The following is a 21,328-nucleotide window of genomic DNA, read 5'->3' as shown; positions in this document are numbered from 1 at the left end:
TTGTGTTAAAAACGCTGCCGGGCCGCAAACGGCCCAACGTTCTCAGGGCGGGGTGCGATTCCCCACCGGCGGTAATGGCGCAGTAACAAGGATGAAAGCGTAGCGAGCGCTGAGCAGGCAAGGCGTGATTCGACGAGAAGGCGGGCTTTACTGGGGGCAGCGAGGCCTTGGTAAATGAGCACTTCGAGGAGGAGCACAACGCAGCATGCTCTGCGCGCAGTAGCTTTCAATCGCGTCTAGCCCGCGAGCGCTTGCTTCGGCAAGGTCAGCAGACCCGGTGTGATTCCGGGGCCGACGGTATAGTCCGGATGAGAGAGAGCGGGATATTCCGATGGGCGCCGTCCGTGCACCCGTCATGCATCCCTATCGATCCGTAGCGCCCTGTTTTTCAAAAACAGGAGTTCGTCGTATGCAGCGTTTTATCCGCCTTCCACGGGAGGCCACATGTTCACCGGAATAATCGAAGCCATCGGCACCATCCGTGCGCTCACCCCCAAGGGCGGCGACGTCCGCGTGTTGGTCGAAACCGGCAAGCTGGATCTGGGCGACGTCAAGTTGGGCGACAGTATCGCCGTCAACGGCGTCTGCCTGACGGCGGTGGAGCTGCCGGGCAACGGCTTCTGGGCCGACGTCAGCCGCGAAACCCTGGCGCGCACCGCCTTCATCGATCTCAAGGCCGGCAGCCGGGTCAACCTGGAAAAGGCCCTGACCCCCACCAGCCGCCTCGGCGGTCATCTGGTCAGCGGCCATGTCGATGGTGTCGGCGAGGTCGTGGCGCGGGAAGATAATGCCCGCGCCGTGCAGTTCCGCATCCGCGCGCCGCGCGAGCTGGCCAAGTACATTGCGCTCAAGGGCTCGATCACAGTGGACGGCACCAGCCTCACGGTCAATGCGGTCAACGGGGCCGAATTCGAGCTGACCATCGTGCCGCACACCCTCGGCGAAACCATCATGGCCGACTACCGCCCCGGGCGGCAGGTGAACCTGGAGGTCGACCTGCTGGCGCGCTATCTGGAGCGCCTGATGATGGGCGACAAGGCCGCCGAACCCAAAGCCTCGGGGCTCACCGAAGGTTTTCTCGCCGAGCACGGCTACCTGAAGAATTGAGGAGACGCCCGATGGCGCTCAATACCGCTGAAGAACTGATCGAAGACATCCGCGCCGGCAAGATGGTCATCCTCATGGATGACGAGGACCGCGAGAACGAGGGCGACATCATTGTCGCCTCCGAGTGCGTGACCGCCGAGCACATCAACTTCATGGCGCGCTTCGCCCGCGGCCTGATCTGCATGCCCATGACCCGCGAACGCTGCGAGCTGCTCAAGCTGCCGCTGATGGCGCCGCGCAACGGCTCGGGCTTCGGCACCAAGTTCACCGTTTCCATCGAGGCCGCCGAAGGCGTGACCACCGGCATTTCCGCGGCTGACCGCGCGCGTACCGTGCAGGCCGCGGTGGCGAAGAACGCCAAGGCCGAGGACATCGTCAGCCCCGGCCACATCTTTCCGCTGATGGCGCAACCGGGCGGCGTGCTGGCGCGTGCCGGCCACACCGAGGCCGCCTGTGACCTGGCGCGCATGGCCGGGTTCGAGGCCAGCGGCGTGATCTGCGAAATCATGAATGACGACGGCACCATGGCGCGCCGTCCTGAGCTGGAAGTCTTCGCCGAGCAGCACGGGCTGAAGATCGGCACCATCGCCGACCTGATCCACTACCGCATGATCCACGAGCGTACCGTGCAGCGGGTTTCCGAGCAGCCGCTGGAAACCGAGCTGGGCCAGTTCAACCTGGTCACCTACCGCGACGGCGTCGAGGACACCGTGCACATGGCGCTGACCCGCGGTGAGATTTCCCCGGAAGAGCCGACCCTGGTGCGCGTACACAACATGGAGCCGCTGCGTGATCTGCTGCTGGTCACCGTGCCGGGTCGCTGGAGCCTGCGCGCTGCGATGAGCGAGGTGGCCAAGGCCGGTAAGGGCGTGGTGCTGCTGCTCGGCAATCCGCTGACCGGCCCGCAGCTGCTGGCGCAGCTGACCCGCCAGCAGCCGCCGACCCCGGCCACCTACAGCACCGTCGGCGCCGGTTCGCAGATCCTGCGTGACCTGGGCGTGCGCAAGATGCGCCTGATGAGCGCGCCGATGAAGTTCAACGCGATATCCGGCTTCGATCTGGAAGTTGTAGAATACCTCCCGGCCGAATAAATCAGAGGCGCCGCGCAGTCCGCGGCGCCTTCGTTCTTTAAAGAAATGAGAAAGCACCCATGCCCCTGAAGACCATCGAAGGAACCTTCATCGCCCCGCAGGGCAAATACGCCCTGGTCGTAGGCCGCTTCAACAGCTTCGTCGTCGAGAGCCTGGTCAGCGGCGCGGTCGACGCGCTGGTTCGCCACGGCGTCAGCGAAAACGACATCACCATCATCCGCGCACCGGGTGCCTTCGAGATTCCGCTGGTCGCCCAGAAGGTCGCACAGCAGGGTGAATACGACGCCATCGTCGCCCTCGGCGCGGTCATCCGCGGTGGCACGCCGCACTTCGAATACGTCGCCGGTGAGTGCACCAAGGGCCTGGCCCAGGTCTCCATGGAGTTCGGCGTACCGGTCGCCTTTGGCGTGCTGACCGTCGATTCCATCGAACAGGCCATCGAGCGTTCCGGCACCAAGGCCGGTAACAAAGGCGCCGAAGCCGCACTCTCCGCACTGGAAATGGTGAGCCTGCTGTCGCAGCTGGAGGCGAAGTGAGCCTGAATCACGACGATAGCCAGGACGCACCGCAGCCCAAGGCCAAGGGCAAGATCGCCACGCGCCGGGTCGCTCGCAGCCTGGCGATGCAGGCGTTGTATCAGTGGCACATGGCCGGTCAGAGCCTCAACGAGATCGAGGCGCAGTTCCGCGTCGACAACGATTTCAGCGGTGTTGACGGTGCCTACTTCCACGAACTGCTCAATGGCGTGGCGCGCAAGAAGACCGAGGTCGACCAGGCCATTGCGCCGAATCTCGACCGTCCGCTGGACGAGCTCGATCCGGTGGAGCTGGCCATCCTGCGCCTGTCGACCTACGAGCTGATGCAGCGCATCGACGTGCCGTACCGCGTGGTCATCAACGAAGGCATCGAGCTGGCCAAGGTCTACGGCGCCACCGACGGACACAAGTTCGTCAACGGCGTGCTGGACAAGCTGGCCCCATCGTTGCGCAGCGCCGAAGTGCGCAACCACAAGCGCTGAGGGCCGCTCGCCTTGCTGGGTGAGTTCGAGCTGATCCGTCACTACTTCGCCGCCGCCGCTTGTGCCAGGGCCGGCGGCGAAGTCGTTCTCGGCATCGGCGATGATTGCGCCCTGCTGCAGATCCCCTCCGGTGAACAGCTGGCCGTGTCCACCGACACCCTGGTCGCCGGCGTGCATTTCCCCGATCCCTGCGATCCGTTCCTGCTCGGCCAGCGCGCCCTGGCCGTCGCCGCCAGCGACCTGGCCGGCATGGGCGCCACACCCATCGGCTTCACCCTTGCCCTGAGCCTGCCGAGCGGCGATCCGCTCTGGCTCGCCGAGTTCGCCCGCGGACTGGATGCCATGGCGCTCGACTGCAGCCTGCGTCTGATTGGCGGCGATACCACCCGTGGCCCGCTGAGCCTGACTGTCACCGTGTTCGGCCGCGTGCCGTCCGGGCAGGCACTGGTTCGGTCCGGCGCGCAGGTCGGCGATCTGCTCTGCGTCGGCGGCGTGCTGGGCGAGGCATCCGGCGCGTTGCCGCTGGTGTTGCGGCAGGCCAAAGCCGATGCGGATGTCGCCGAACACCTGCTGGCGCGCTACTGGTCGCCGCAACCGCAGCTGGCCCTGGGCGAGGTGCTACGAGGCAAGGCCACGGCGGCGCTGGATATCTCCGACGGCCTGCTGGCTGACTGCGAGCATATTGCCAAGGCATCAGGCGTCGCGCTGCAGATCGAGCGTGATCGGCTGCCGTTGTCCGAGCCGCTGCGCCGTTTCGCCGGCGACGCCGAAGCGCTGCGTTGCGCGCTGGCTGGCGGCGACGACTACCTGCTGGCCTTCACCCTGCCGCCTGCCGAGCTGGCGCCGCTGCAGGCTGCCGGCTGGCCGGTGCAGGTCATCGGCCGGGTGATGGCGGGGCAGGGTGTTCAGCTGATCGATGCAGCGGGCAACGAAGTGCCCGTCTCCGAGCGCGGCTACAACCATTTCAATGCGTAAGCGCCGCTGCGAGAGCAGCCGCTTGCCTCCGACCCGATAAGGAACGCTGTTTTGACTGATACCTCACCGGTCGCGGCGAAGCCCCAAACCCTGGTCTGGTCCAACCCCTGGCACAACCTGGCGTTCGGCTTTGGCTCCGGGTTGATGCCCAAGGCGCCGGGCACCTGGGGTTCGCTGGTAGCGCTGCCGTTTGTGCCGCTGTGGCAGTTGCTGCCAGGCTGGGGCTATCTGCTGATGCTCGGCCTGACCATGCTGTTCGGCGTCTGGCTGTGCGGCAAGGTGGCGCGCGAGCTCGGCGTGCACGACCACGAAGGCATCGTCTGGGACGAATTCGTGGGTATCTGGATCACCTTCTGGCTGGTGCCGGAGGGCTGGTACTGGCTGCTGCTCGGCTTCGTGGTGTTTCGCGTGATGGATATCGCCAAGCCGTGGCCGATCAGCTGGGTGGATCGGCATATCCATGGCGGGGTGGGCATCATGCTCGACGATATCCTTGCCGGGGTCGCCGCCTGGGCGGTCATGCAGGGGCTGGTGGCGCTGTTGGTTTGATTGTGCGTCCGGTCGCTGCAGGTCGCTGACGGTTGGTGGATGATCGGCGGCTCCGGTCCGGGCGGCCAGATTTCGAGGAAGGAATAGCCATGCGTAGCATCCCCGTTCTGTTCGCCGGCCTGTTGCTGCTGCCCGCGCTGACACAGGCCGCCTCAATGGTGCAGGTGGTCGGGCTGTTTCCCGGCGCGGCGGTGGTCAACGTCGACGGCCAGCGCAAGCTGGTCAAGGTCGGGCAGACCGGGCCGGGCGGCGTTCAGGTGGTCAGTGCCGATGCCAGCGGCGCGGTGCTGAGGGTCGACGGCGTCGAACGTCACTACAACCTGAGCCGCGAATACAGCGGCGCCTACGCGGCGCCGAGCAAGACCCAGCTGAGCGTGGCCAAGGGTACCGGCGGCCATTACTGGATCGCCGGTGCGATCAATGGCCAGCCGATCCAGTTTCTCGTCGACACCGGCGCCACCTCGGTGGCCATCAACGAGCACCAGGCCCGCCGGCTGGGCATCGACTACCGCGTCAACGGTCGGGCGATGGTGGTGAGCACCGCCAGCGGCACGGCCAAGGCCTGGCGCGTGCACTTGAACAGCGTCAAGGTCGGGGCGATCGAAGTGCTCGGCGTCGAGGCCGTCGTCGTCGAGGGCGGTTCGCCCACCGACGCGCTGCTCGGCATGAGCTTTCTCGGGCGCGTCAGCTGGCGCGAGGAGCAGGGCGTGCTGGTGCTGGAGTCGAAGACGTCCTGAGCGCCGACGGGGTTGCCGGTCTGGACGGCAGTATCGGCGCGCTCGTCGGCGAAACTCTCGCGCCTGATTCGCCCGCAGTTAGTGTTACAATGTCCGCTTTTCTGCCGCCTGGGACTTCCGCCCGTGTCTGTCGTGTTCGTCGCCGCTTCCCAACTGCCGACGCCGTTCGGCGTGTTCACCATGCATGGTTTTCTCGACCAGGACACTGGCAAGGAACATGTCGCGCTGACCCTCGGCGATGTGGCCGATGGCAAGCCGGTGCTGGGGCGTCTGCATTCCGAATGCCTGACCGGCGATGCGCTGTTCAGCCTGCGCTGTGACTGCGGCTTTCAGCTGGAAGCGGCGCTGCGCGCGATAGCCGACGAAGGCCGCGGCGTACTGCTTTATCTGCGCCAGGAAGGCCGTGGTATTGGCCTGCTGAACAAGATCCGCGCCTACGAGCTGCAGGATGCCGGCGCCGATACTGTCGAGGCCAACGAGCGCCTGGGCTTCGCCCCGGACATGCGCGACTACGGTATCTGCCTGCCGATGCTCGAGCATCTGGGCATCGGCGAAATCAAGCTGATGACCAACAACCCGCGCAAGGTCAAGGCGCTGCAGGGCTTCGGCATCCGCGTGGCCGAGCGCAAACCGCTGCAGATCGCACACAACCCGCACAACCGCAAGTACCTCGCGACCAAGGCCGGCAAGCTCGGTCATATGCTCGGCGAGATCCACCAGGGCGAAGCCGAGCAGTCGTGAGCCGCGTCGCCGCCCGCCGCCAGCTTGCGCGTGACGGCTGGCTGCATACGCTGCTGATGGTGGTGCCTGTGTTGGTGCTCGGGCGCGCATCGGTGGTGTTTGCCGATTGGGGGCAACCGCTCTTCGCTGCTGGCATGGTTTCGCTGTTCTTCAGCCTGCGGGCCTTCACCGCCTTCAAACATGTATTGATCGCCACCGAACAGGCGCTGGACAGTCCTGCCGAGGCGGAAGCCTGGGCGCGTTTGCGCCGCGTTCGCCGACGCGGCCTGTTGATCGCGTCGCTGCCGGCCTGGTTCGCGGCCGCCGGGGCTCTGCTGGGCATGGAGCCGGTCGCCCGCCTGTTGCTGGTATTCGGCAGCCTGGTGCTGCTGGTGCTCTACCGTATTCCGCGGCAGCTGCACTGATGCGTCTCCTGCTGCTGACCGCCCTGGCACTGCTGGCCACGTTGCCTGCGGTTGCCGCGCAGCGGGTAGTAAGCCTGGCGCCCTCGCTCAGCGAAATCATGCTGGAACTCGATGCCGTAGACCGCCTGGCCGGTGTGCTGGACGGCGGCGAACGTCCCGCTGCCCTGGCTCAGGTACCGTCGGTGGGGCGTTATGGACAGGTGGAGATGGAGACCTTGCTCAGCCTGCGCCCCGATCTGGTCCTGCTCTGGCCGGACAGCGTGCCGCGCAGCCAGCGCGAGCAGCTGCAGCAGTTCGGTATTCCCGTGCTGGTGGTGGCGCAGACTCGCCTCGACGGGCTGGCCGAGCAATTCAGGGTGATCGGCGAGGCGGTCGGCCGCACGGAGCAGGGCGAGCGCCTGGCCGAGGCGTTTCGCGCCGGCCTTGCCGAGCTGCGCACAGCCTATGCCCGTGAACGGCCGTTGCGGGTGTTCTACCAGATCTGGAACCGCCCGCTGTATACCCTCGGCGGGCAACAGATCATCAGCGAAGCCATCGAGGTGTGTGGTGGGCAAAACATTTTCGCCGACCTGACCCTGGCCGCCCCGCAGGTGAGCATCGAAGCGGTGCTCGCCCGCGACCCGGAAGTCATCCTGGCCGGCAGCGGGGCGCAGCTGGACGAGTGGCAGGCCTGGCCACAGCTCGATGCCGTGCGCAACGGGCGATTGCTGGAAGTGCCGGACAAGGGCCTGGAGCGACCGAGCTTCCAGATGCTGGGGGCGATCCGGAAGCTCTGCGAGGTGATGGCGGCAGCGCCCTGAGCGGGCGCGCCGGTAAACGTGATTAGAGCGAGGGCGTCCAGGTGACGGCGAACAGCGCGGTGCGGCCTTCGGTGTTGTATCCGTAGCGTCCGTTGGTGGTGCTGTAGGTGGTTTCCGCATAGTCCTTGTCGAACAGGTTGTTCAGCTTCAGGTCCAGCTTAACCTCCGAGTTGGCCTGCCAACTCCCACGCAAGCCAAGCAGGCCGTAGCCGCCGAGCTCGATGGTATTTTCAGCGTTGTCATAGCGTCCGCTGACGGCGCGCCAGCCCGCGCCGACCGAGAAGTCACCGAACTGGCGGTCCAGATCCAGGCTTAGCGTGCGCTTGGCGCGACGGGCGAGTGTATGACCGCTATCGCGATCGCGCGGGTCGATCAGACCGGCCGCGAGGCTAGCCTGCCAACCGAACACGTCCTGCCGGAGGGTGGCCTCCAGGCCGTTGATCCGTGCAGTCTGGACATTCTGAGGAATCCAGAAGGCGTCCGAGACGATGGCGTCCTCGATGTCAGTGCGGTACAGCGACAATTCCAGCGACCCGCTGTCGCTATAGCGGTTGCGCCATTGGAGCTCGTAGCTCTTGGATTTTTCGGGCGTAAGGTCCGGGTTTCCGAACAAGGAGTCGTACAGTTCGTTAAATGTCGGGGCGCGGAAGCCCTCGCTGTAGGACACGATCACGTCGTTGCGGGTATCCAGCGGTACGGTTAGCGCCGCGTTCCAGGTGTTCTCGCTGCCGTACTGTTCGTTCTTGTCGTGGCGCAGGCCAATCTCTGTAGAAAAGGCGTTGCCGGTATAGCGGTGCTGGATGAAGGCCGCCTGGTTCCAACGGGAGTCCTGGGCAAAGTCGCTCGAGCTGTGCAGCTGGTCCTCATGCCAATCGGCACCCAGCAACAATTGATGGGCCGGATCGAGCTGAAGTGTATTCACCCAGCTGGCCGAGTCACGATAGGTCGAGTAGCTGAAAAACACATAGTCAGGAGCCAGGGGGCTGTCGTTTCCGGTGTCCCGCTTGTCCTCGCTGTGCCCGACCTCAAGGCGGCTGTTCCAGACATCATTGAGTTTGGCGTCAACGAACCCGGAGATGCTGCTCAACTGGAAATCCACGGTCGGCTGAAAGCCGTCGAAGGTGTCGTCGAACTCAAGTTCGCCTCGCTGATCGAGCGCGCTGATACCCGCCTCGAGCCGATCATTAAAGCGGTGTGCAACGTTCAGACTGAGCGAACGATTGCGGTAAGCGTCGTCATCGCCATTGGCGCCGAAACTATCGCGCGTCGCGTCGATACCTTGGGTTTCATCCATCGCGGCCCCCAGGTTGAAGCGAGTCTGCCCATTCCCACCGGAGAGGTTCAGGCTGCGTTCGAAGGTGCCGTTGCTTCCCGCGCCGAAGCGGACCGCAGGCGCAAGCCCCTGACCGCTGCCTTGGCGGGTGAAGATTTGCACCACGCCGCCGATGGCATCCGAGCCATACAGCGCCGACCGCGGGCCGCGCACGACTTCTATCCGTTCGATCTGATCGGGGCTTAGAAATTCGAGGCTGCTGGTGCCGCTGGAGGTTGCGGCGATGCGCTGACCATCGACCAGAACCAGGGTCTGGGTACCGGAGGTGCCGCGAAGAAACAGGCCGGTTTGGCTGCCTGCTCCGCCTGTGCGGGTGATGCTTACGCCTGGCACACGTTCCAGCAGCTCCGCGACGCTGCGAATCTGCAACCGCTCGATATCATCTCGGTTGAATACAGTGGTTGCCGCCGGGGTCTGGCTGCGTCGCTGTGGTTCGCGGTTTGCGCTGACCACCGTATCGGACAGCTTCAGCGCTTCGTCGCGTGTCAGCTCAGCAGCAAACACCTGCACGCCAGGCAGCAGCGCCACGGCGAGGGCAAGTCGGGACAGTTTCATTCTTGGAATTCCTCAAAAGATCGCAGACTTTTGAGGAGGGCAGGAACAAGCGCGGGGATGACGGGCAGCAGCGCTTGACGGTGCTGCCCTCCGCAACACCAGTCGAATCCGTCAGGCCGGTCTCCGGGCTTTCGACACGCATCACGCTCACCTTCCCATGTCGGAACACAGTGGTTGTCGAGCGGACGGCGATTCCTGAGGATCGCGGTCGATTACCGTTGCGGGGGCAGCGCCGGCCTTGCTCTTCGAGCGCACCGGCTTCCCGTTTAATGCGGACCTTGCGGTCGTGCACACCTGGGCGGATAAGAAAACGCGCGAACCTTACGGCCGATGCTGGCGAAACACAAGCGGACCGATGGCCGCAAGCCTGTCAGCGCCGGGTCTGCGACGGCGGCAAGGTCGCGCCTGAAAGCGCGACCGCTAGGACAGCCCGCCGACGATCTTCAGCCCGCTCTGCCCGTTGCCCTGGCGCTGCACCTGAATCTGCACCGGGATGCGTTCGTGCATCTCGGCCACGTGGCTGATCACTGCCACCTTGCGGCCCTGGGCTTGCAGCGAATCCAGCGCGTCCATGGCGATCTGCAGCGACTCGGGATCGAGGCTGCCGAAGCCCTCGTCGATGAACAGCGATTCGATCCTGAGCTTGCTCGACGCCATCGAGGCCAGGCCCAGTGCCAGGGCCAGCGAGACGAGGAAGGTCTCGCCGCCGGACAGCGAATGCACCGAGCGCAGCTCGTCGCCCATCTCGGTATCCATCACCAGCAGGCCCAGCGGACTTCCGCCGCGCTTGAGCCGATAACGGCGGGCCAGCTGACGCAGCTGCACGTTGGCGTGCTGCACCAGAAGATCCAGGTTGTAGGCCTGGGCGATCTTGCGGAAGGCGCCGCCGTCGCTCGAGCCGATCAGCGCGGCGATACGCCCCCAGCGCTGCATTTCGGCGCGCGCCTCGTCGATCTGTGCCAGCAGCGCGTGGCTCTGGTGGCGGCGCTTGTCGTCGTCGAGCAGCGCGGCCCGGGTTTCGGCGCAGCGCTGCTCGGCCTGTTCGCAGCGGTGCAGCTGTTCGGCATGTGCCTGTTGCAACTGCTCGGCTTCCGGCACTTCGGCCTGTTGCTGCTGGTGGCTGGCCAGCCGATTGAGGCAGCCATCCAGCCGTTCGCGGCAGCGGGTCAGGGTTTCGGCGTTCTGCTGCAGGCGCTGGCGCGCCTCGGCCAGCAACGCGTCGTCCATCTGCAGCAGCTGGGCGAGGGTGGTGTCGTCCAGCGCCGGATGGGCGGTACGCCAGGCGCCCAGTTCCGCGTTCAGCGCGTCGCGTTCCTGCTGCAACTCGGCGTGGCGCTGGCGGCAGTTCTGTTGCTCGCTGTGCAGGCGCGTCAGGCCAAGCTTGCTCTCGTTGAGCTGCTGATCGATCCCGGCCTGGGTTTGCCGCGCAGTCTGGATGGCCGCGTCCAGCTGATGTTGCCAGGCGCTGGCGCTGCTTTGCTCGCCAAGGCTGGTCCGCAGCGCCTGCTGGCAGGCGAGCAGAAGCTTTTCGCGCTCAGCCTGCCGCACGCTGCAGCCTGCCTGTTTCTCCTGACGATGGTGCTGTTGCAACTGTTCGTCGCTGCGGCGCTGCTCGCCCTGGCGAAGCTCCTCGCTCAGCTCGGACTGCGCCTGCAGCTGCTGCAGCCGCGTGGCGATGCTGGCGTCCAGCTGCATAAAGGTCTGCGCCGGGTCTTCGCGCCAGCGCTGCAGTTGCTCGACGGGCAGCAGTTCGGCAAAGGCCGCCAGCTCCTCGTCGAGCTGCTGGCTGTCGCGGGCCAGAGCATCGCGCTGGCGCGCGAGCCGTTGAGTCGCCTCGACACAGGCCTCGCGCGCGGCCTGCCAGGCCTGCTGCAGAGTTTCGCTGCGCTGTTGCAGGGCGAGCAGTTGCTGCTGAAGCTGGCTGGCGCTGGCGATCTGGCCTTTGAGAGTCGTCAGTTGTGTTTCCAACCATTGCGAACGCTCGGCTTCAGGCTGCTCAAGCAATCGTGCGTGCGCGGGCAGAGCGAGCAGGCGCGGCGCCAGGGCCTGCAGCTGCGCGTCGACTTCGCTCTGGCGCTGCTGGGTCTGGCGCAACTGTGTGCTAAGCGCGACATGGCGATCGCGCAGCTCCTGCAGGCGCTGGTCCTGTTGCTGTAATGCCTGACGCGCGCGCTCGGCCTCGCTGTCATCGTGCCGAGCAAGGCTGGCGACCAGTGCATCGGTCTGTTGCCAGGGATGCTCTTGGCTGCCGCAGACCGGGCAGGGCTCGCCGGGCACCAGTGCCGCGCGCAACGCCTCGACCTTCTCGCTACGCGCCAGACGCTGGCGCTCGAGCACGGCAAGGGTGACCGTGAGCGCCTGCTCGGCCGCATCTCGATCGACGCGAGCCTGTTTGCCCAGCGGTACCAGGCTGTCCAGTTCGGCCTGCTGGTCGGTGGCGGCGTCGGCCAATTCGCGCTGGCTGGCTTCGAGCGCACGCTGCTGCGACCAGAGCTCGCGCAGGGCCTCGGTTTCGCGCTCGGCCTGGCGCCAGTCGTCGAGCTGTCGATGCAGTCGGGCCAGCTGTTCGGCCAGCCCGACGTCGCTGTCGCGCTCGCGTTGCAGGTCGTCCAGCGCCTCGCGGGCCACATTCTGCTGGGTTTCGGCGGCCTGGGCCTGCGCTTCCAGCGCGGGGAGCTCGCGCTGGCCTTGCTGCAGACGTGCCGCCAGCTGGACGGCCTGTTGCAGACGCGGACGGTAACCGTCCCATGCCGCACAGAGTGGTTGCAGGGCTGCACTCGTTTCGAGTGGCTGTGCCAGCGCCGCGAGCTGTTCGGCGGTGCGCTGTTGCTGCTGCTCGAGCTGTTTGAGCGTTGCCTCGCCGGCGCTGGCCGCGGCATCGGCCTGGATGCTTTCTTCGCGGATCAAGGCGAGGTCGGCGTTCAAATGCTGCAGGCGTTCTTCTTCACGGCGCGCCTGGACGAGCCGCGGCTCGGCGTCCTGGCGCGCCTGTTCGGCCGAACGCAGTTGCTCGCTGGCGGCGCTGCATTGGCTCTGCAGCTCGGCCAGGCGCTGCTGCACGGCCTGTTCCTCATGCTGCAGGCGCGCCAGGCTGTCGGCGGCCTTGTCCAGCAGCGGGCCGAGATCCTGCAGTCGCAGGAAACGATGGCGTTGCGGCGCCAGTTGCTCGAACAGGTCGAGGATGCGCCGGGCCTCGGCGAGGTTTTCGCGCTCGTCTTCGGCATCCTGCAGTTGCTGGCATGCCGCTTCTCGCTCGTTTTCCAGGCGCTGCAGTTCGCTGAGCCATTGCCGCTGCGCTTCCAGCGCCTTGAGCTGCTGCTGCAGCGCTTTCAGTTCGTCGAGCTGAGCCTGATGTTCGTTCTCCAGAACCTCGCGCTGCTCGGGCTCCAGTGGTTGCAGGCCGCCGGCCTGCTGCTCCAGACGGGCGAGGCCTTCCTTCGCCTCCTTGGCGGCCTCGAAGGCGGCCTGGCCGAGGCGGCTGTAGAGGCCGGTATCGGTGAGCTTTTCCAGGAGGGTGCCGCGCTCGTTGTCGTCGGCCTTGAGGAAGGCGGAAAATTCGCTCTGCGCCAGCAGCACGGCGCGGGTGAACTGGGCCAGGGTCAGCCCAAGGCGGGCTTCGAGCAATTCCTTGAATTCGCGTTTCTTGCCGCTGGCCAGGAGCGTGCCGCTGTCGAGATCCGTAAGGCTCTGGCTGCTGGCCTGCAGGCGGCCGTCGATCTTCTCGCGGGCGCGCTTGACCTCCCAGCGTGCGCGGTAGCGGTGGCCGTCGACGCCGACGAAATCGACCTCGGCGTAACCGCTGCCGCAGCCGCGGCGCAGCAGGTTGCGCTCGTCGCCACCGCCGATCTCGGCATCTACCTCGGGCACCTTGTTCAGCGGCGAAACGCTGTCGAGCCGCGGCGTGCTGCCGAACAGCGCCAGGCACAGGGCGTCGAGAATGGTGCTCTTGCCGGCACCGGTGGGCCCGGTGATGGCGAACAGCCCGGCGCTGGCCAGGGGTTCGGCGGTGAAATCGATGACCTGCTCACCGGCCAGCGACGCCAGGTTCTTCAGGCGGATGGCGAGGATTTTCATCGGTCATCCTCCGTATGGGCGAACTCGACCCGTTGCAGCAGCGTGGCGAAATCATCCAGCGCCTGTTCATCCGCCGGGTTGCCGTACTGTTCTTCCCAGGCGCGGGCGAACAGTTCCTGCGGGGTGATCTGGTCGAGGCCGAGCAGCACTTCCGATTCCGTCTCGCCGCGCTTGCCGGCGTATTCGCTGGCGATGCGCACCAGTCGGCAGGCCTTGCCGGTTATCGCGGTTTCGATGCGCTGGCGCAGGTCCGGCAGCGGTTCGTCGAGCAGCACGCGTACCTCCAGCCAGGGCAGATGTTCGTCGAACAGGCCGGTGGGCGGCAGCGCCTCCAGCGCGGCGATCACCTCGGCCAGCGGGGCGCGGCCGATGCGGATCATCTCCACCGCACGCGGCACCGCCAGGCTGTCGACCTGTTTCAGGGCCTCGCCATCGAGCTCGACGAGCAGCACTTGGTGCGGGTAATTGACCTCCGCGAAGGACAGCGGCAGCGGCGAGCCGCTATAGCGGATGCGGGCCTGCCCGGCGACCTGCTGCGGCTTGTGCAGGTGGCCGAGGGCGACGTAGGCGACGGGCTCGGGAAACAGGCTGGCCGGCAGGGCCTCGGCATTGCCGATGACGATATTGCGCTCGGACTCCTCCGAGACCGCGCCGCCGGCCATGTGCGCATGGCTCATGGCAACCAGCGCCTGGCCGGGCTGGCGTGCGGATTCGGCGGCGTCGATGAGGCGTTCATGCACCTGGCGAATGCCGGCCATGTAGTCGTCGCCCAGCGCCATTCCGGTAACCTCGGCTGGGCGCAGGAAGGGCAGGGTGAGGCACCAGGCGGCGGTGTTGCCAGCGGCGTCGTGCAGCGGCACCAGCAGCCGCTGGTGGTCCAGCTGGCCCTCGGCGACCCAGCTGATGCGGCCGACGGCATGGGCATTGAGGCGCTTCATCAGCGGCGCCGGCAGCTCGATGCGCCCGCCCGAGTCGTGGTTGCCGGCGATCATCACGATGTCCAGCTGCGGGAGTTTTTCGTGGGCGCGGACGATGAAGTCGTAGAGGCGTTCCTGGGCCTTGAGTGGCGGGTTGACCGTGTCGAACACGTCGCCGGCGATCAGCAGGGCGTCGGCGCGGTGGGTGATCAGCTGGTCGAGCAGCCAGGCGAAGAACTGCACGTGTTCGTGGTCGCGGTCCTGGCCGTGGAGGGTCTGGCCGAGGTGCCAGTCGGAGGTGTGGATCAGGCGCATGGGCTCAGGCTCATTGTGTGCGGGCGCAGCGGCGAACCGCTGGCTTGGTTTGTGCGGCGGGCAGTTGCGTCGGATGTAAGGCTTGTGGGCGCGGTTGGATGTGGCTGTCACTTATCGTGCTGTTCTGACGCGCTGGTTTCGCCCTGCTGGGCGACTCACTTTTTTCAGTCGCAAAAAAAGTAAGCAAAAACGCTTGCCCCTGCATCCGGGTCTCGCTGCGCGAGACTTCCCTCATTTCATCCACGTTCCGGGGGCCGGCGTACAAGGGCCATCCATGGCCCTTTACGCCTATCGCGGCATCCATGCCGCTCACTCCCCTCCACGCGGATTCCATTCGGCCTCCTGAAAGGGGCGTTTGGTGTTGCCTGAAAGCTTGTGCAAATGGCAATGGGCGGGGGGCGATGTAATTGGCCACATCTACACTCTGCTTGGTTGATCCGCGTGGCAATACACAGGGCGTAGGGACCATCAATGGTTCTGCACGCGATAAACGGCACAGACTTTCGCCTCTACTATCTCTCGGAAACTCACAGGCGCCTCGGACCCAAGTCCCCGTCAGGAGGCCGAACGTAGTCGCTGTGGAAAGGGTTGAGCGGCATGGATGCCGCGAGAGCTGCGCAGGGCCATGGATGGCCCTTCGCAGCGTGCCCCTGGAATGGCGATGGAGTGAGGGTACCCTTCGCGCAGCGAAGGGCCGGATGCCGGGGTGGCCTTCTTTTTGGTTACTTTTTCTTGGCCAGACAAGAAAAAGTGACGCGCCGTGAGAGGCGCAACCCGGATTCCAGGCCCAGGAAAGCGCGGCGCTCACATACCGAAATCCGTGCCGACGCTCTTCGCGGTCAAGACCGCTCCCACATGGAGGCAGCGGTCCTTCACGGTCACGACCACCCTCACAAGCCCTCACGAGTACAACCACCCCTTCAACGCCTGCAGATTCCCCACCTGCAGCTGCTGCGCCGCCGCATTGGCCTGCACGGTGTTCGGGTCGATGCCGAAGCGCTGCAGCACGTACTGCACCAGTGCGCCACGGGTCTCCACCGGCAGTTGACCGTCGAGCATGCCGTAGTCCACCTCGATGATTGCCTTCTGTGCCGGGCTCAGGCGCGCATCCGGCTCGATCAGCACCGTCACTGGCGTGTTCCAAGCCTCGTCCTGCTCGCGGGTGTGTTCGCTTTCGTCCATCAGGTCCGGCTCGCCACGGAAGCGGCTGAGCACGAAGTCGCGGTACGCGCGGTTCTTCTCGCAGTAGGCCCGCACATGCCAGCGCATGCCGGTGAAGACCAGCGTGTGCGGCGCCATCACGCGGATCTCCACCTCCGGGTTGGCCAGCGAGACGTACTCGCTCTCCAGGCGCAGCCCCTCGCGGCAAGCCTGCAGGATCGGGCGCAGCACCTCGGGGCGGATGCTGCGGTCCGGCACCTGCAGCACTTCCGTATGTGCATAGGCCAGCGCCAGGCCTTCGATGTGCGGGGCGCGCACGCGGTTCTGGTCGAGCAGGTGCAGGTAGGCGCTGGCGCTGCCGTCGATGAACAGCGGCTGGAAGGCCTTGCTCGGCTTGTAGCCTTTCAGGTGACGGTCATATGTCAGGTTTTTGGGCGCATGTTCGTTGAGGTAGGTGTTGATGTCCTTCGAGGCCTGCTGGCGGCTGATGCCGAAGCTCTGCATCAGGTGGCCCGTGGTCAGGCGGCCTTCCCACCAGGCGATGGTCTCGATCAGCCGGTAGCGCAGTGCCAGATCCCAGCGTATCTGACTGATCGATTGCTTCCTTTTCATCGCTGTTGCACCTGTACCAAAGGTTTACATGCCTATGTCGAGCAGGTCGACGTGTCGTGCAACGCTACATATATTCAGGGCGTGTTTCAACTCGGCGAGGTGACCGACATGAATCTGCTGATCGCTGCACTCACGTGGTCCGGCGTGGCCTTTGTCGCGATGGCGGTACTGGCCTGGCTGGCGTACGCCGACGGCGAGCGAAAAGGGTGAACGGGTTACCGTTTGGTGAAGGCTGAGCGCTTCCCGATGGACGGCTGGAATCTCCGACCCCTGAACATGGTCTTTGTGTCAGGCTCACTGTAGAGATGCTCCATGAAGACTTTGTCCCGTCATCTGGCCGAAACCTTCACTTCGCAATACCGCACCCGTGTCGAACCAAAGGCGGACGGCCGTCTGGAGGTTCACGTCGGTTACCCGATCAATGGCACCCACGCCACGCGTATCGTCGCCGGGCACCAGGTACAGAACACGCTGTTGGTGGAGACCATTCTCGAAGACATGCGTAACGAACTGGCCCGCCCGCAGTAACCCCCGCTCAGCGCACCGCGGGCAGTGCGATACGCACGCGCAGCCCACCCAGCGGACTTTCCTCCAGGCTCCACGCTCCACGCCACGCCGTCAGGATGTCGCTGACGATTCCCAGCCCCAGGCCGTGCCCTTCTGCGCTTTCGTCCAGCCGCACGCCGCGGTTGATGACCTGCTCGCGCTGTGCCGCGGGAATTCCCGGCCCGTCGTCGTCCACCAGCAGCACGAAGCCGTCGCGCGTCTGCTCGATGGTCAGCTCGACGCGGCTGCGCGCCCATTTGCAGGCGTTGTCCAGCAGGTTTCCCAGCAGCTCGAGCATGTCTTCGCGATCACGCGGCACACGGCAGCCAGCCGGGGCATGCCAGCGCAGCTCGAGGTCGGAGCGGTGAATCATCGCCAGGGTGTCGAACAGCGCCGGCAGTTCGGCATCGCAATCGAAATGGGCACCGGGCAGCACATCCACCGACAGCCGTGCGCGACCCAGCTCGCGGCTCACGCGCTGCTGGATCTGCTCCAGCTGTTCCAGCAGGCTGGCCCGCAACTCGGGGTGGGCGGCCAGTTCTTCGCGTTGTACCAGGCTGCCGAGTACCGCCAGCGGCGTCTTCAGCGCATGACCAAGGTTGCCCAGTGCATGCCGTGAGCGTTGCAGGGTTTCCTCGGTATGGCTGAGCAGGTGGTTGATCTGCTCCACCAGCGGTTGCAGTTCCACCGGCGCCTGCTGGTCCAGCTGCTGGCGCTGGCCCTGCTGCAACTGGGCGATCTGCTGTCGGGCGCGCTCCAGCGGGCGCAGCGCCAGGCCCATGGCGTAGCGCTGCAACAGCAGCAGGGCGAGCAGCGCGAAGCCCACCAGCCCCAGGCCGCTCAGCCGCACGCGGGCGAAGCTGTCGAGAACCGGTGTGTAGTCCTGCGCCACGCTGATGATGATCGGTTGGCCGTCGCGGCGGTATTCCGCGCGGTAGCCCAGCAGGCGTTGCTCCTGCGGGCCATCCAGCAGGTCCTCGGTCAGGCCCGGGCGCTCCGGCCATTGCGGCGTGGCGTCCCACAGCGAGCGTGAACGCCAGGTGCGGCCGGGGAGCTCGATCTGGAAGTAGTGTCCGGAAAACGGTCGTTGATAGCGCGGGTTCAGGCGCTGCAGATCCAGCTGGTCGCCGTTCGGCCCTTTGACCAGCGCTACCAACAGGCCCTCGGTCTCTTCGCGCAGATCGGTTTCCAGGCTGCGCCTGAGACCGGATTCGAACAGCCAGAGGCTGGTCTGCACGAGCACCAGCGCCACCAGCAGCAGGGTGGCGATGAGGGCCAGGCCGAGGCTGCGCTGGATCGACTTCACGCCGCGCCGCCGAAGCGATAGCCCTGGCCGCGGCGCGTTTCGATCAGCTCGCGGCCGAGCTTGCCGCGCAGCCGGTTGACATGTACTTCGATGACGTTGGAATCGCGCTCGGTTTCGCCGTCGTACAGGTGTTCGGTGAGTTGGGTTTTCGACAGCAGCTGGCCCGGATGCAACATGAAATAGCGCAGCAGGCGGAACTCGCCAGCGGTCAGCTCGATGTCCTGGCCGTCCTTGCGGCAGCACTGGCGCGACTCGTCCAGCTCCAGGCCTCCGGCCTGCAACATCGGCTGGTTGGCCAGACCGTGGGCACGGCGCAGCAGCGCCTGGATGCGCAACAGCAGCTCCTCGGGATGGAAGGGTTTGGTCAGGTAGTCGTCGGCGCCGGCCTTGAGACCATCGATGCGCTCGGCCCAGGAGCCGCGTGCGGTGAGGATCAGTACCGGTGTGGTGACGCCGGCGGCGCGCCAGGCGTGCAGCACCTCCAGCCCCGGCTTGCCGGGCAATCCGAGGTCGAGAATGATCAGGTCATAGGGCTCGGTCGCGCCCTGGTATTCGGCGTCGCGGCCATCGGTGAGCCAGTCGGTGGCGTAGCCCTGGCGGCTGAGACTGGCGACCAGTTCGTCAGCCAGCGGAACGTTGTCTTCGACCAATAGCAGACGCATCAGTCTTCCTCGTCCTTGATCAGGCGGCCATCGCGAGCATCGAACTCCAGCTCGCGGGCAACGCCCTGGGTGGTCAGCAATTCGATTTCATAGACGTAGAGGTCATCTTCCTCTTCCAGCTCCGCTTCCAGCAGACGCGCCCCGGGGTAGCGTTCCATTGCCCGCTGGATCAGCGTCTCCAGCGGCAGGATCAGCCCTTCGCGGCGCAGCCGCAGGGCCTCGTCCTGGTCCAGGTCGCGGCTCACCGCCGGGGTGGCGGCGAGCAGCAGAACCAGTGGCAGCGTTACAAGAAGAGGGGCACGCATGGGTGGCCTTTAGTCGTCCTGTTGATCCTTCAGCACTTCGCCGGTCTTGGCGTCGAGCTCCAGATCCCATTGCACACCTTTGTCGTCGCGCAGTTCAAGCTGATAGACGTAGCGGCCGTACTCTTCTTCCAGTTCGGACTCCTCGATGGTGGCGCCGGGGTGCTTGGCCAGGGCCGCTTCGTTGAGTTTCTCGAACGACTGGATGGTGCCGGCGTCACGCAGGCGCAGGGCTTCATCCGGGCCGATGTCCTTGGCCAGCGCCAGGTTGGCACCAAGGGCGAGGGTGGCGGCGGTCAGCAGGGTAGTCAGTGTTTTCATGGTGTTGATTCCTGTGGTTGGTTTCGACGATTCACAGGTTACGAGGGCTGGCTTACACGAAACTGAATGTCGCCCGCCGGCTACGAATGCACCATTCGAGCGAGGGCGCCGAGCGCCCCGGCGACTACGCTTGCAGTGGTTCATCAGATGACGGGTAGCGCCATGAAACCTCTGTCGTTCTCGCTGTTGGCTGCGCTCTGGCTGAGCAGCGGCCACGCCTTGGCAGAAGACCTGCTCAAGCCCTCCACGGCTGCGCCAGCGGTGGACGATGTTCTGCCCGGTGACGGTCTGGAAGCCGCCACCACTCACCAGGCCCAGGGTGTGATCCGCGAGCTGGACCGACACCAGGGCAGCGTCACCATCGCCCACGAGGCGATACCGGAGCTGAAGTGGCCGGCGATGGTGATGCCGTTCAAGGCCAGCGCCGCTCAGCTGCAGGGGCTGGGCGTGGGCGATGCGGTGGAGTTTCGCTTCACCGACGGCGAGATGGACCCGCAGATCGTCAGCATCCGGCGACGTTAGCTCAGCGCCGCATCTGCTCGTGGCAGCAGCCGGCGGCCGGCTCCGTTCGCCCGTCAGTGGCGACGCGATCATCGCTGTCGTAGCGGTCATGCAGACGGACCCAGTCGGTAAGGTCGTGTCGCGGGCCGGTCTCGTTGCGGCCGTTCGGCGTCATGTCCAGCAGCACGTAGGTACCGAGCAGCTCTTCGGCGCCGCGACCAAAGGCCGAAAAGGTGTGGAAGATCTCGCCCTGTGTGTCCCGGTAGAAGACGCTGAAACCCGACAGCTCCTCGCAGACGAAGGGCTGCCAGGCATAGTTGTAGAAAACCTTGCCCTCGACGATGTCCTCGTCATCGAAGGAGACGCGAAAGTCGCGGTTGAACGAGTTGCCGGCCGACGACAGCCAGCGGAACTGCCAACCCATACGACGGCGGAACGCCTCCAGCCGCTCGAATGGCGCGCGGGAGATGGCGGCGAAGCTGACGTCATGATGCAGCAGGTGCAGCAGCGCGCCGCCGATGTGATCGGCCTCGAAGGAGCAGCCCACGCAACCCTCGCTCCAGTCCGGGCCGAACATGAAGTGCTTGATCACCAGCTGGCTGCGGCCCTCGAACAGCTCGCTCAGGCGAACCGTGCCGCCAGCATCGTGAAAGCGGTAATCCTGGCCGATGCGCCGCCAGGGCAATTGCCGGCGCTTCTCGAAGAGTGCGTCGCGTTGGCGGGTGAGCTGCTTCTCCTCGCGCAGATGAGCGCTGTGGGCGGCGAGCCAGTCCTGGTCGGATACGACTTTGTGCGTTGTCATGGCAAAAACCTCCGTGCATGGATCGGTGGCAGGGCCCGCGTCGCGCAGCGATGCCCCTATGAAGGAGTCGTCTGGCACCTGCCGGAATCGACAACGAGCCGGCGAATGCACGCCGCGGCGGTTGAACTTAGCGGCCGCCGTTGGGCTCGTATTTCAGGCAGGGGCCAGCACCAAAGGCCCGATACGATCCCGTTCGCAGAAGGAAAAACGAGATGTACAACAAGACACTGACCGCCGCGTTCGCTGTTGCCATCCTGGGTTCCGGTGCCGCCTTCGCCGCCGACAAGCCCGGCGCCGACTGGATCACCCTCGAGCAGGCCGTGGAAAAGGCCAAGGCCGCCGGCTACACCGAGCTGCACGGCATCGAAGCCGATGGCGACGGCTGGGAAGGCGAGGGCATGAAGCAGGACGGCAAGAAGTACGAGTTCAAGATCGACGGCCGCACCGGCGAGGTGACCAAGGACAAGGAAGACTGATACGTCTGCCGCGCGGCCGAAAC

General features: G+C 65.6%; 22 protein-coding genes and 1 riboswitch. Of the genes, 13 read left to right on the top strand and 9 right to left on the bottom strand.

All coding sequences use genetic code 11. The features are described from left to right. Window positions 1-444: 444 nt before the first annotated feature. The 10 genes from ACVRRC_RS19140 (at window position 445) to ACVRRC_RS19095 (ending at window position 7,422) form a co-directional block, all read left to right on the top strand. Complete coding sequence (locus ACVRRC_RS19140) at window positions 445-1,107, top strand: riboflavin synthase (protein WP_011912026.1); 663 nt, start codon at window positions 445-447, stop codon at window positions 1,105-1,107. A gap of 11 nt (window positions 1,108-1,118) precedes the next feature. Continuing rightward, window positions 1,119-2,198, top strand: a complete 1,080-nt coding sequence (gene ribBA, locus ACVRRC_RS19135) for a bifunctional 3,4-dihydroxy-2-butanone-4-phosphate synthase/GTP cyclohydrolase II (protein WP_013981740.1) — start codon at window positions 1,119-1,121, stop codon at window positions 2,196-2,198. Between the two features lie 59 nt (window positions 2,199-2,257). After that, window positions 2,258-2,734, top strand: a complete 477-nt coding sequence (gene ribH / locus ACVRRC_RS19130) for a 6,7-dimethyl-8-ribityllumazine synthase (protein WP_003289143.1) — start codon at window positions 2,258-2,260, stop codon at window positions 2,732-2,734. Further along, complete coding sequence (gene nusB / locus ACVRRC_RS19125) at window positions 2,731-3,216, top strand: transcription antitermination factor NusB (RefSeq protein ID WP_011912029.1); 486 nt, start codon at window positions 2,731-2,733, stop codon at window positions 3,214-3,216. Before ribH ends, nusB begins: the two co-directional genes overlap by 4 nt. 12 nt (window positions 3,217-3,228) lie before the next feature. Beyond that, window positions 3,229-4,191 carry a thiamine-phosphate kinase gene (gene thiL / locus ACVRRC_RS19120; RefSeq protein ID WP_472997378.1) on the top strand — a complete coding sequence of 321 codons (963 nt, stop codon included), beginning with the start codon at window positions 3,229-3,231 and terminating at the stop codon, window positions 4,189-4,191. 51 nt (window positions 4,192-4,242) lie between these two features. Next, window positions 4,243-4,740: a phosphatidylglycerophosphatase A family protein gene (locus ACVRRC_RS19115; RefSeq protein WP_011912031.1), complete on the top strand. Its 498-nt coding sequence runs from the start codon at window positions 4,243-4,245 to the stop codon at window positions 4,738-4,740. Between the two features lie 89 nt (window positions 4,741-4,829). Further along, the gene (locus ACVRRC_RS19110; RefSeq protein ID WP_013981743.1) at window positions 4,830-5,477 is read left to right on the top strand and encodes a retropepsin-like aspartic protease family protein; all 648 of its coding nucleotides are present in this window, start codon (window positions 4,830-4,832) and stop codon (window positions 5,475-5,477) included. Between the two features lie 123 nt (window positions 5,478-5,600). Further along, a complete protein-coding gene (ribA, locus tag ACVRRC_RS19105; RefSeq protein ID WP_017244894.1) occupies window positions 5,601-6,218 on the top strand; it encodes a GTP cyclohydrolase II in 618 nt (205 codons plus the stop codon). Continuing rightward, a complete protein-coding gene (locus tag ACVRRC_RS19100; RefSeq protein WP_125886477.1) occupies window positions 6,215-6,622 on the top strand; it encodes a hypothetical protein in 408 nt (135 codons plus the stop codon). The genes ribA and ACVRRC_RS19100 overlap by 4 nt, the downstream gene beginning before the upstream one ends. Then, the gene (locus tag ACVRRC_RS19095) at window positions 6,622-7,422 is read left to right on the top strand and encodes a cobalamin-binding protein (protein ID WP_125886478.1); all 801 of its coding nucleotides are present in this window, start codon (window positions 6,622-6,624) and stop codon (window positions 7,420-7,422) included. Before ACVRRC_RS19100 ends, ACVRRC_RS19095 begins: the two co-directional genes overlap by 1 nt. A 22-nt stretch (window positions 7,423-7,444) precedes the next feature. Here ACVRRC_RS19095 and ACVRRC_RS19090 read toward each other — a convergent pair whose 3' ends face one another. The 4 genes from ACVRRC_RS19090 to ACVRRC_RS19075 all read right to left on the bottom strand — a co-directional run bounded on the left by ACVRRC_RS19090 (window position 7,445) and on the right by ACVRRC_RS19075 (window position 16,389). Continuing rightward, a complete protein-coding gene (locus ACVRRC_RS19090) occupies window positions 7,445-9,310 on the bottom strand; it encodes a TonB-dependent receptor domain-containing protein (RefSeq protein WP_265661363.1) in 1,866 nt (621 codons plus the stop codon). A 97-nt stretch (window positions 9,311-9,407) separates the two neighbouring features. Next, window positions 9,408-9,624: riboswitch (cobalamin riboswitch) on the bottom strand. Window positions 9,625-9,730: 106 nt separating this feature from the next. After that, complete coding sequence (locus ACVRRC_RS19085; RefSeq protein WP_472997377.1) at window positions 9,731-13,384, bottom strand: AAA family ATPase; 3,654 nt, start codon at window positions 13,382-13,384, stop codon at window positions 9,731-9,733. After that, complete coding sequence (locus ACVRRC_RS19080) at window positions 13,381-14,616, bottom strand: exonuclease SbcCD subunit D C-terminal domain-containing protein (protein ID WP_053528033.1); 1,236 nt, start codon at window positions 14,614-14,616, stop codon at window positions 13,381-13,383. The genes ACVRRC_RS19085 and ACVRRC_RS19080 overlap by 4 nt, the downstream gene beginning before the upstream one ends. Window positions 14,617-15,516: 900 nt before the next feature. Continuing rightward, on the bottom strand, window positions 15,517-16,389 hold the full coding sequence (locus tag ACVRRC_RS19075) for a helix-turn-helix transcriptional regulator (RefSeq protein WP_011912039.1): 873 nt from the start codon (window positions 16,387-16,389) through the stop codon (window positions 15,517-15,519). Between the two features lie 312 nt (window positions 16,390-16,701). Here ACVRRC_RS19075 and ACVRRC_RS19070 point away from each other — a divergent pair, with 312 nt between their 5' ends. Continuing rightward, on the top strand, window positions 16,702-16,917 hold the full coding sequence (locus ACVRRC_RS19070; RefSeq protein ID WP_014595808.1) for a hypothetical protein: 216 nt from the start codon (window positions 16,702-16,704) through the stop codon (window positions 16,915-16,917). A 7-nt stretch (window positions 16,918-16,924) separates the two neighbouring features. Here the strand turns inward: ACVRRC_RS19070 and ACVRRC_RS19065 are convergent, their stop codons facing one another. From ACVRRC_RS19065 to ACVRRC_RS19050, 4 genes are read right to left on the bottom strand one after another with little or no spacing between them, the layout of a single operon-like run. After that, on the bottom strand, window positions 16,925-18,241 hold the full coding sequence (locus ACVRRC_RS19065; protein WP_472997376.1) for a sensor histidine kinase: 1,317 nt from the start codon (window positions 18,239-18,241) through the stop codon (window positions 16,925-16,927). After that, entirely contained in the window at window positions 18,238-18,903 is a 666-nt protein-coding gene (locus tag ACVRRC_RS19060; protein WP_011912041.1) for a response regulator transcription factor, read from the bottom strand. The genes ACVRRC_RS19065 and ACVRRC_RS19060 overlap by 4 nt, the downstream gene beginning before the upstream one ends. Continuing rightward, window positions 18,903-19,208 (bottom strand): PepSY domain-containing protein, encoded by a 306-nt coding sequence (locus ACVRRC_RS19055; protein ID WP_011912042.1) that lies wholly within the window; start codon window positions 19,206-19,208, stop codon window positions 18,903-18,905. The genes ACVRRC_RS19060 and ACVRRC_RS19055 overlap by 1 nt, the downstream gene beginning before the upstream one ends. 9 nt (window positions 19,209-19,217) lie before the next feature. Next, complete coding sequence (locus ACVRRC_RS19050) at window positions 19,218-19,526, bottom strand: PepSY domain-containing protein (protein ID WP_014595811.1); 309 nt, start codon at window positions 19,524-19,526, stop codon at window positions 19,218-19,220. A gap of 162 nt (window positions 19,527-19,688) precedes the next feature. Between ACVRRC_RS19050 and ACVRRC_RS19045 the strand changes: the two genes are divergently transcribed. After that, on the top strand, window positions 19,689-20,048 hold the full coding sequence (locus ACVRRC_RS19045; protein ID WP_045159153.1) for a copper-binding protein: 360 nt from the start codon (window positions 19,689-19,691) through the stop codon (window positions 20,046-20,048). 1 nt (window position 20,049) lies between these two features. Here ACVRRC_RS19045 and ACVRRC_RS19040 read toward each other — a convergent pair whose 3' ends face one another. Then, complete coding sequence (locus ACVRRC_RS19040) at window positions 20,050-20,829, bottom strand: DUF899 domain-containing protein (protein WP_472997375.1); 780 nt, start codon at window positions 20,827-20,829, stop codon at window positions 20,050-20,052. Between the two features lie 212 nt (window positions 20,830-21,041). On the opposite strand from ACVRRC_RS19040, the gene ACVRRC_RS19035 reads away from it, so the two are divergent. Then, complete coding sequence (locus ACVRRC_RS19035; protein WP_014595814.1) at window positions 21,042-21,305, top strand: PepSY domain-containing protein; 264 nt, start codon at window positions 21,042-21,044, stop codon at window positions 21,303-21,305. Window positions 21,306-21,328 lie beyond the last annotated feature (23 nt).

The sequence above is a fragment of the Stutzerimonas sp. LR2 genome, from assembly GCF_055755175.1.
Note: the sequence above shows the minus strand (reverse complement) of the source record. Positions and strands in the feature narration are given on the sequence as shown.

What these genes read in the sequence shown, in the direction of transcription:
- ACVRRC_RS19140 (WP_011912026.1), top strand. Translation starts at nt 445, where the DNA reads ATGTTCACCGGAATAATCGAAGCCATCGGCACCATCCGTGCGCTCACC.
- ribBA (WP_013981740.1), top strand. Translation starts at nt 1,119, where the DNA reads ATGGCGCTCAATACCGCTGAAGAACTGATCGAAGACATCCGCGCCGGC.
- ribH (WP_003289143.1), top strand. Translation starts at nt 2,258, where the DNA reads ATGCCCCTGAAGACCATCGAAGGAACCTTCATCGCCCCGCAGGGCAAA.
- ACVRRC_RS19110 (WP_013981743.1), top strand. Translation starts at nt 4,830, where the DNA reads ATGCGTAGCATCCCCGTTCTGTTCGCCGGCCTGTTGCTGCTGCCCGCG.
- ACVRRC_RS19095 (WP_125886478.1), top strand. Translation starts at nt 6,622, where the DNA reads ATGCGTCTCCTGCTGCTGACCGCCCTGGCACTGCTGGCCACGTTGCCT.
- ACVRRC_RS19090 (WP_265661363.1), bottom strand. Translation starts at nt 9,310, where the DNA reads ATGAAACTGTCCCGACTTGCCCTCGCCGTGGCGCTGCTGCCTGGCGTG.
- ACVRRC_RS19085 (WP_472997377.1), bottom strand. Translation starts at nt 13,384, where the DNA reads ATGAAAATCCTCGCCATCCGCCTGAAGAACCTGGCGTCGCTGGCCGGT.
- ACVRRC_RS19080 (WP_053528033.1), bottom strand. Translation starts at nt 14,616, where the DNA reads ATGCGCCTGATCCACACCTCCGACTGGCACCTCGGCCAGACCCTCCAC.
- ACVRRC_RS19075 (WP_011912039.1), bottom strand. Translation starts at nt 16,389, where the DNA reads ATGAAAAGGAAGCAATCGATCAGTCAGATACGCTGGGATCTGGCACTG.
- ACVRRC_RS19070 (WP_014595808.1), top strand. Translation starts at nt 16,702, where the DNA reads ATGAAGACTTTGTCCCGTCATCTGGCCGAAACCTTCACTTCGCAATAC.
- ACVRRC_RS19060 (WP_011912041.1), bottom strand. Translation starts at nt 18,903, where the DNA reads ATGCGTCTGCTATTGGTCGAAGACAACGTTCCGCTGGCTGACGAACTG.
- ACVRRC_RS19055 (WP_011912042.1), bottom strand. Translation starts at nt 19,208, where the DNA reads ATGCGTGCCCCTCTTCTTGTAACGCTGCCACTGGTTCTGCTGCTCGCC.
- ACVRRC_RS19050 (WP_014595811.1), bottom strand. Translation starts at nt 19,526, where the DNA reads ATGAAAACACTGACTACCCTGCTGACCGCCGCCACCCTCGCCCTTGGT.
- ACVRRC_RS19045 (WP_045159153.1), top strand. Translation starts at nt 19,689, where the DNA reads ATGAAACCTCTGTCGTTCTCGCTGTTGGCTGCGCTCTGGCTGAGCAGC.
- ACVRRC_RS19040 (WP_472997375.1), bottom strand. Translation starts at nt 20,829, where the DNA reads ATGACAACGCACAAAGTCGTATCCGACCAGGACTGGCTCGCCGCCCAC.
- ACVRRC_RS19035 (WP_014595814.1), top strand. Translation starts at nt 21,042, where the DNA reads ATGTACAACAAGACACTGACCGCCGCGTTCGCTGTTGCCATCCTGGGT.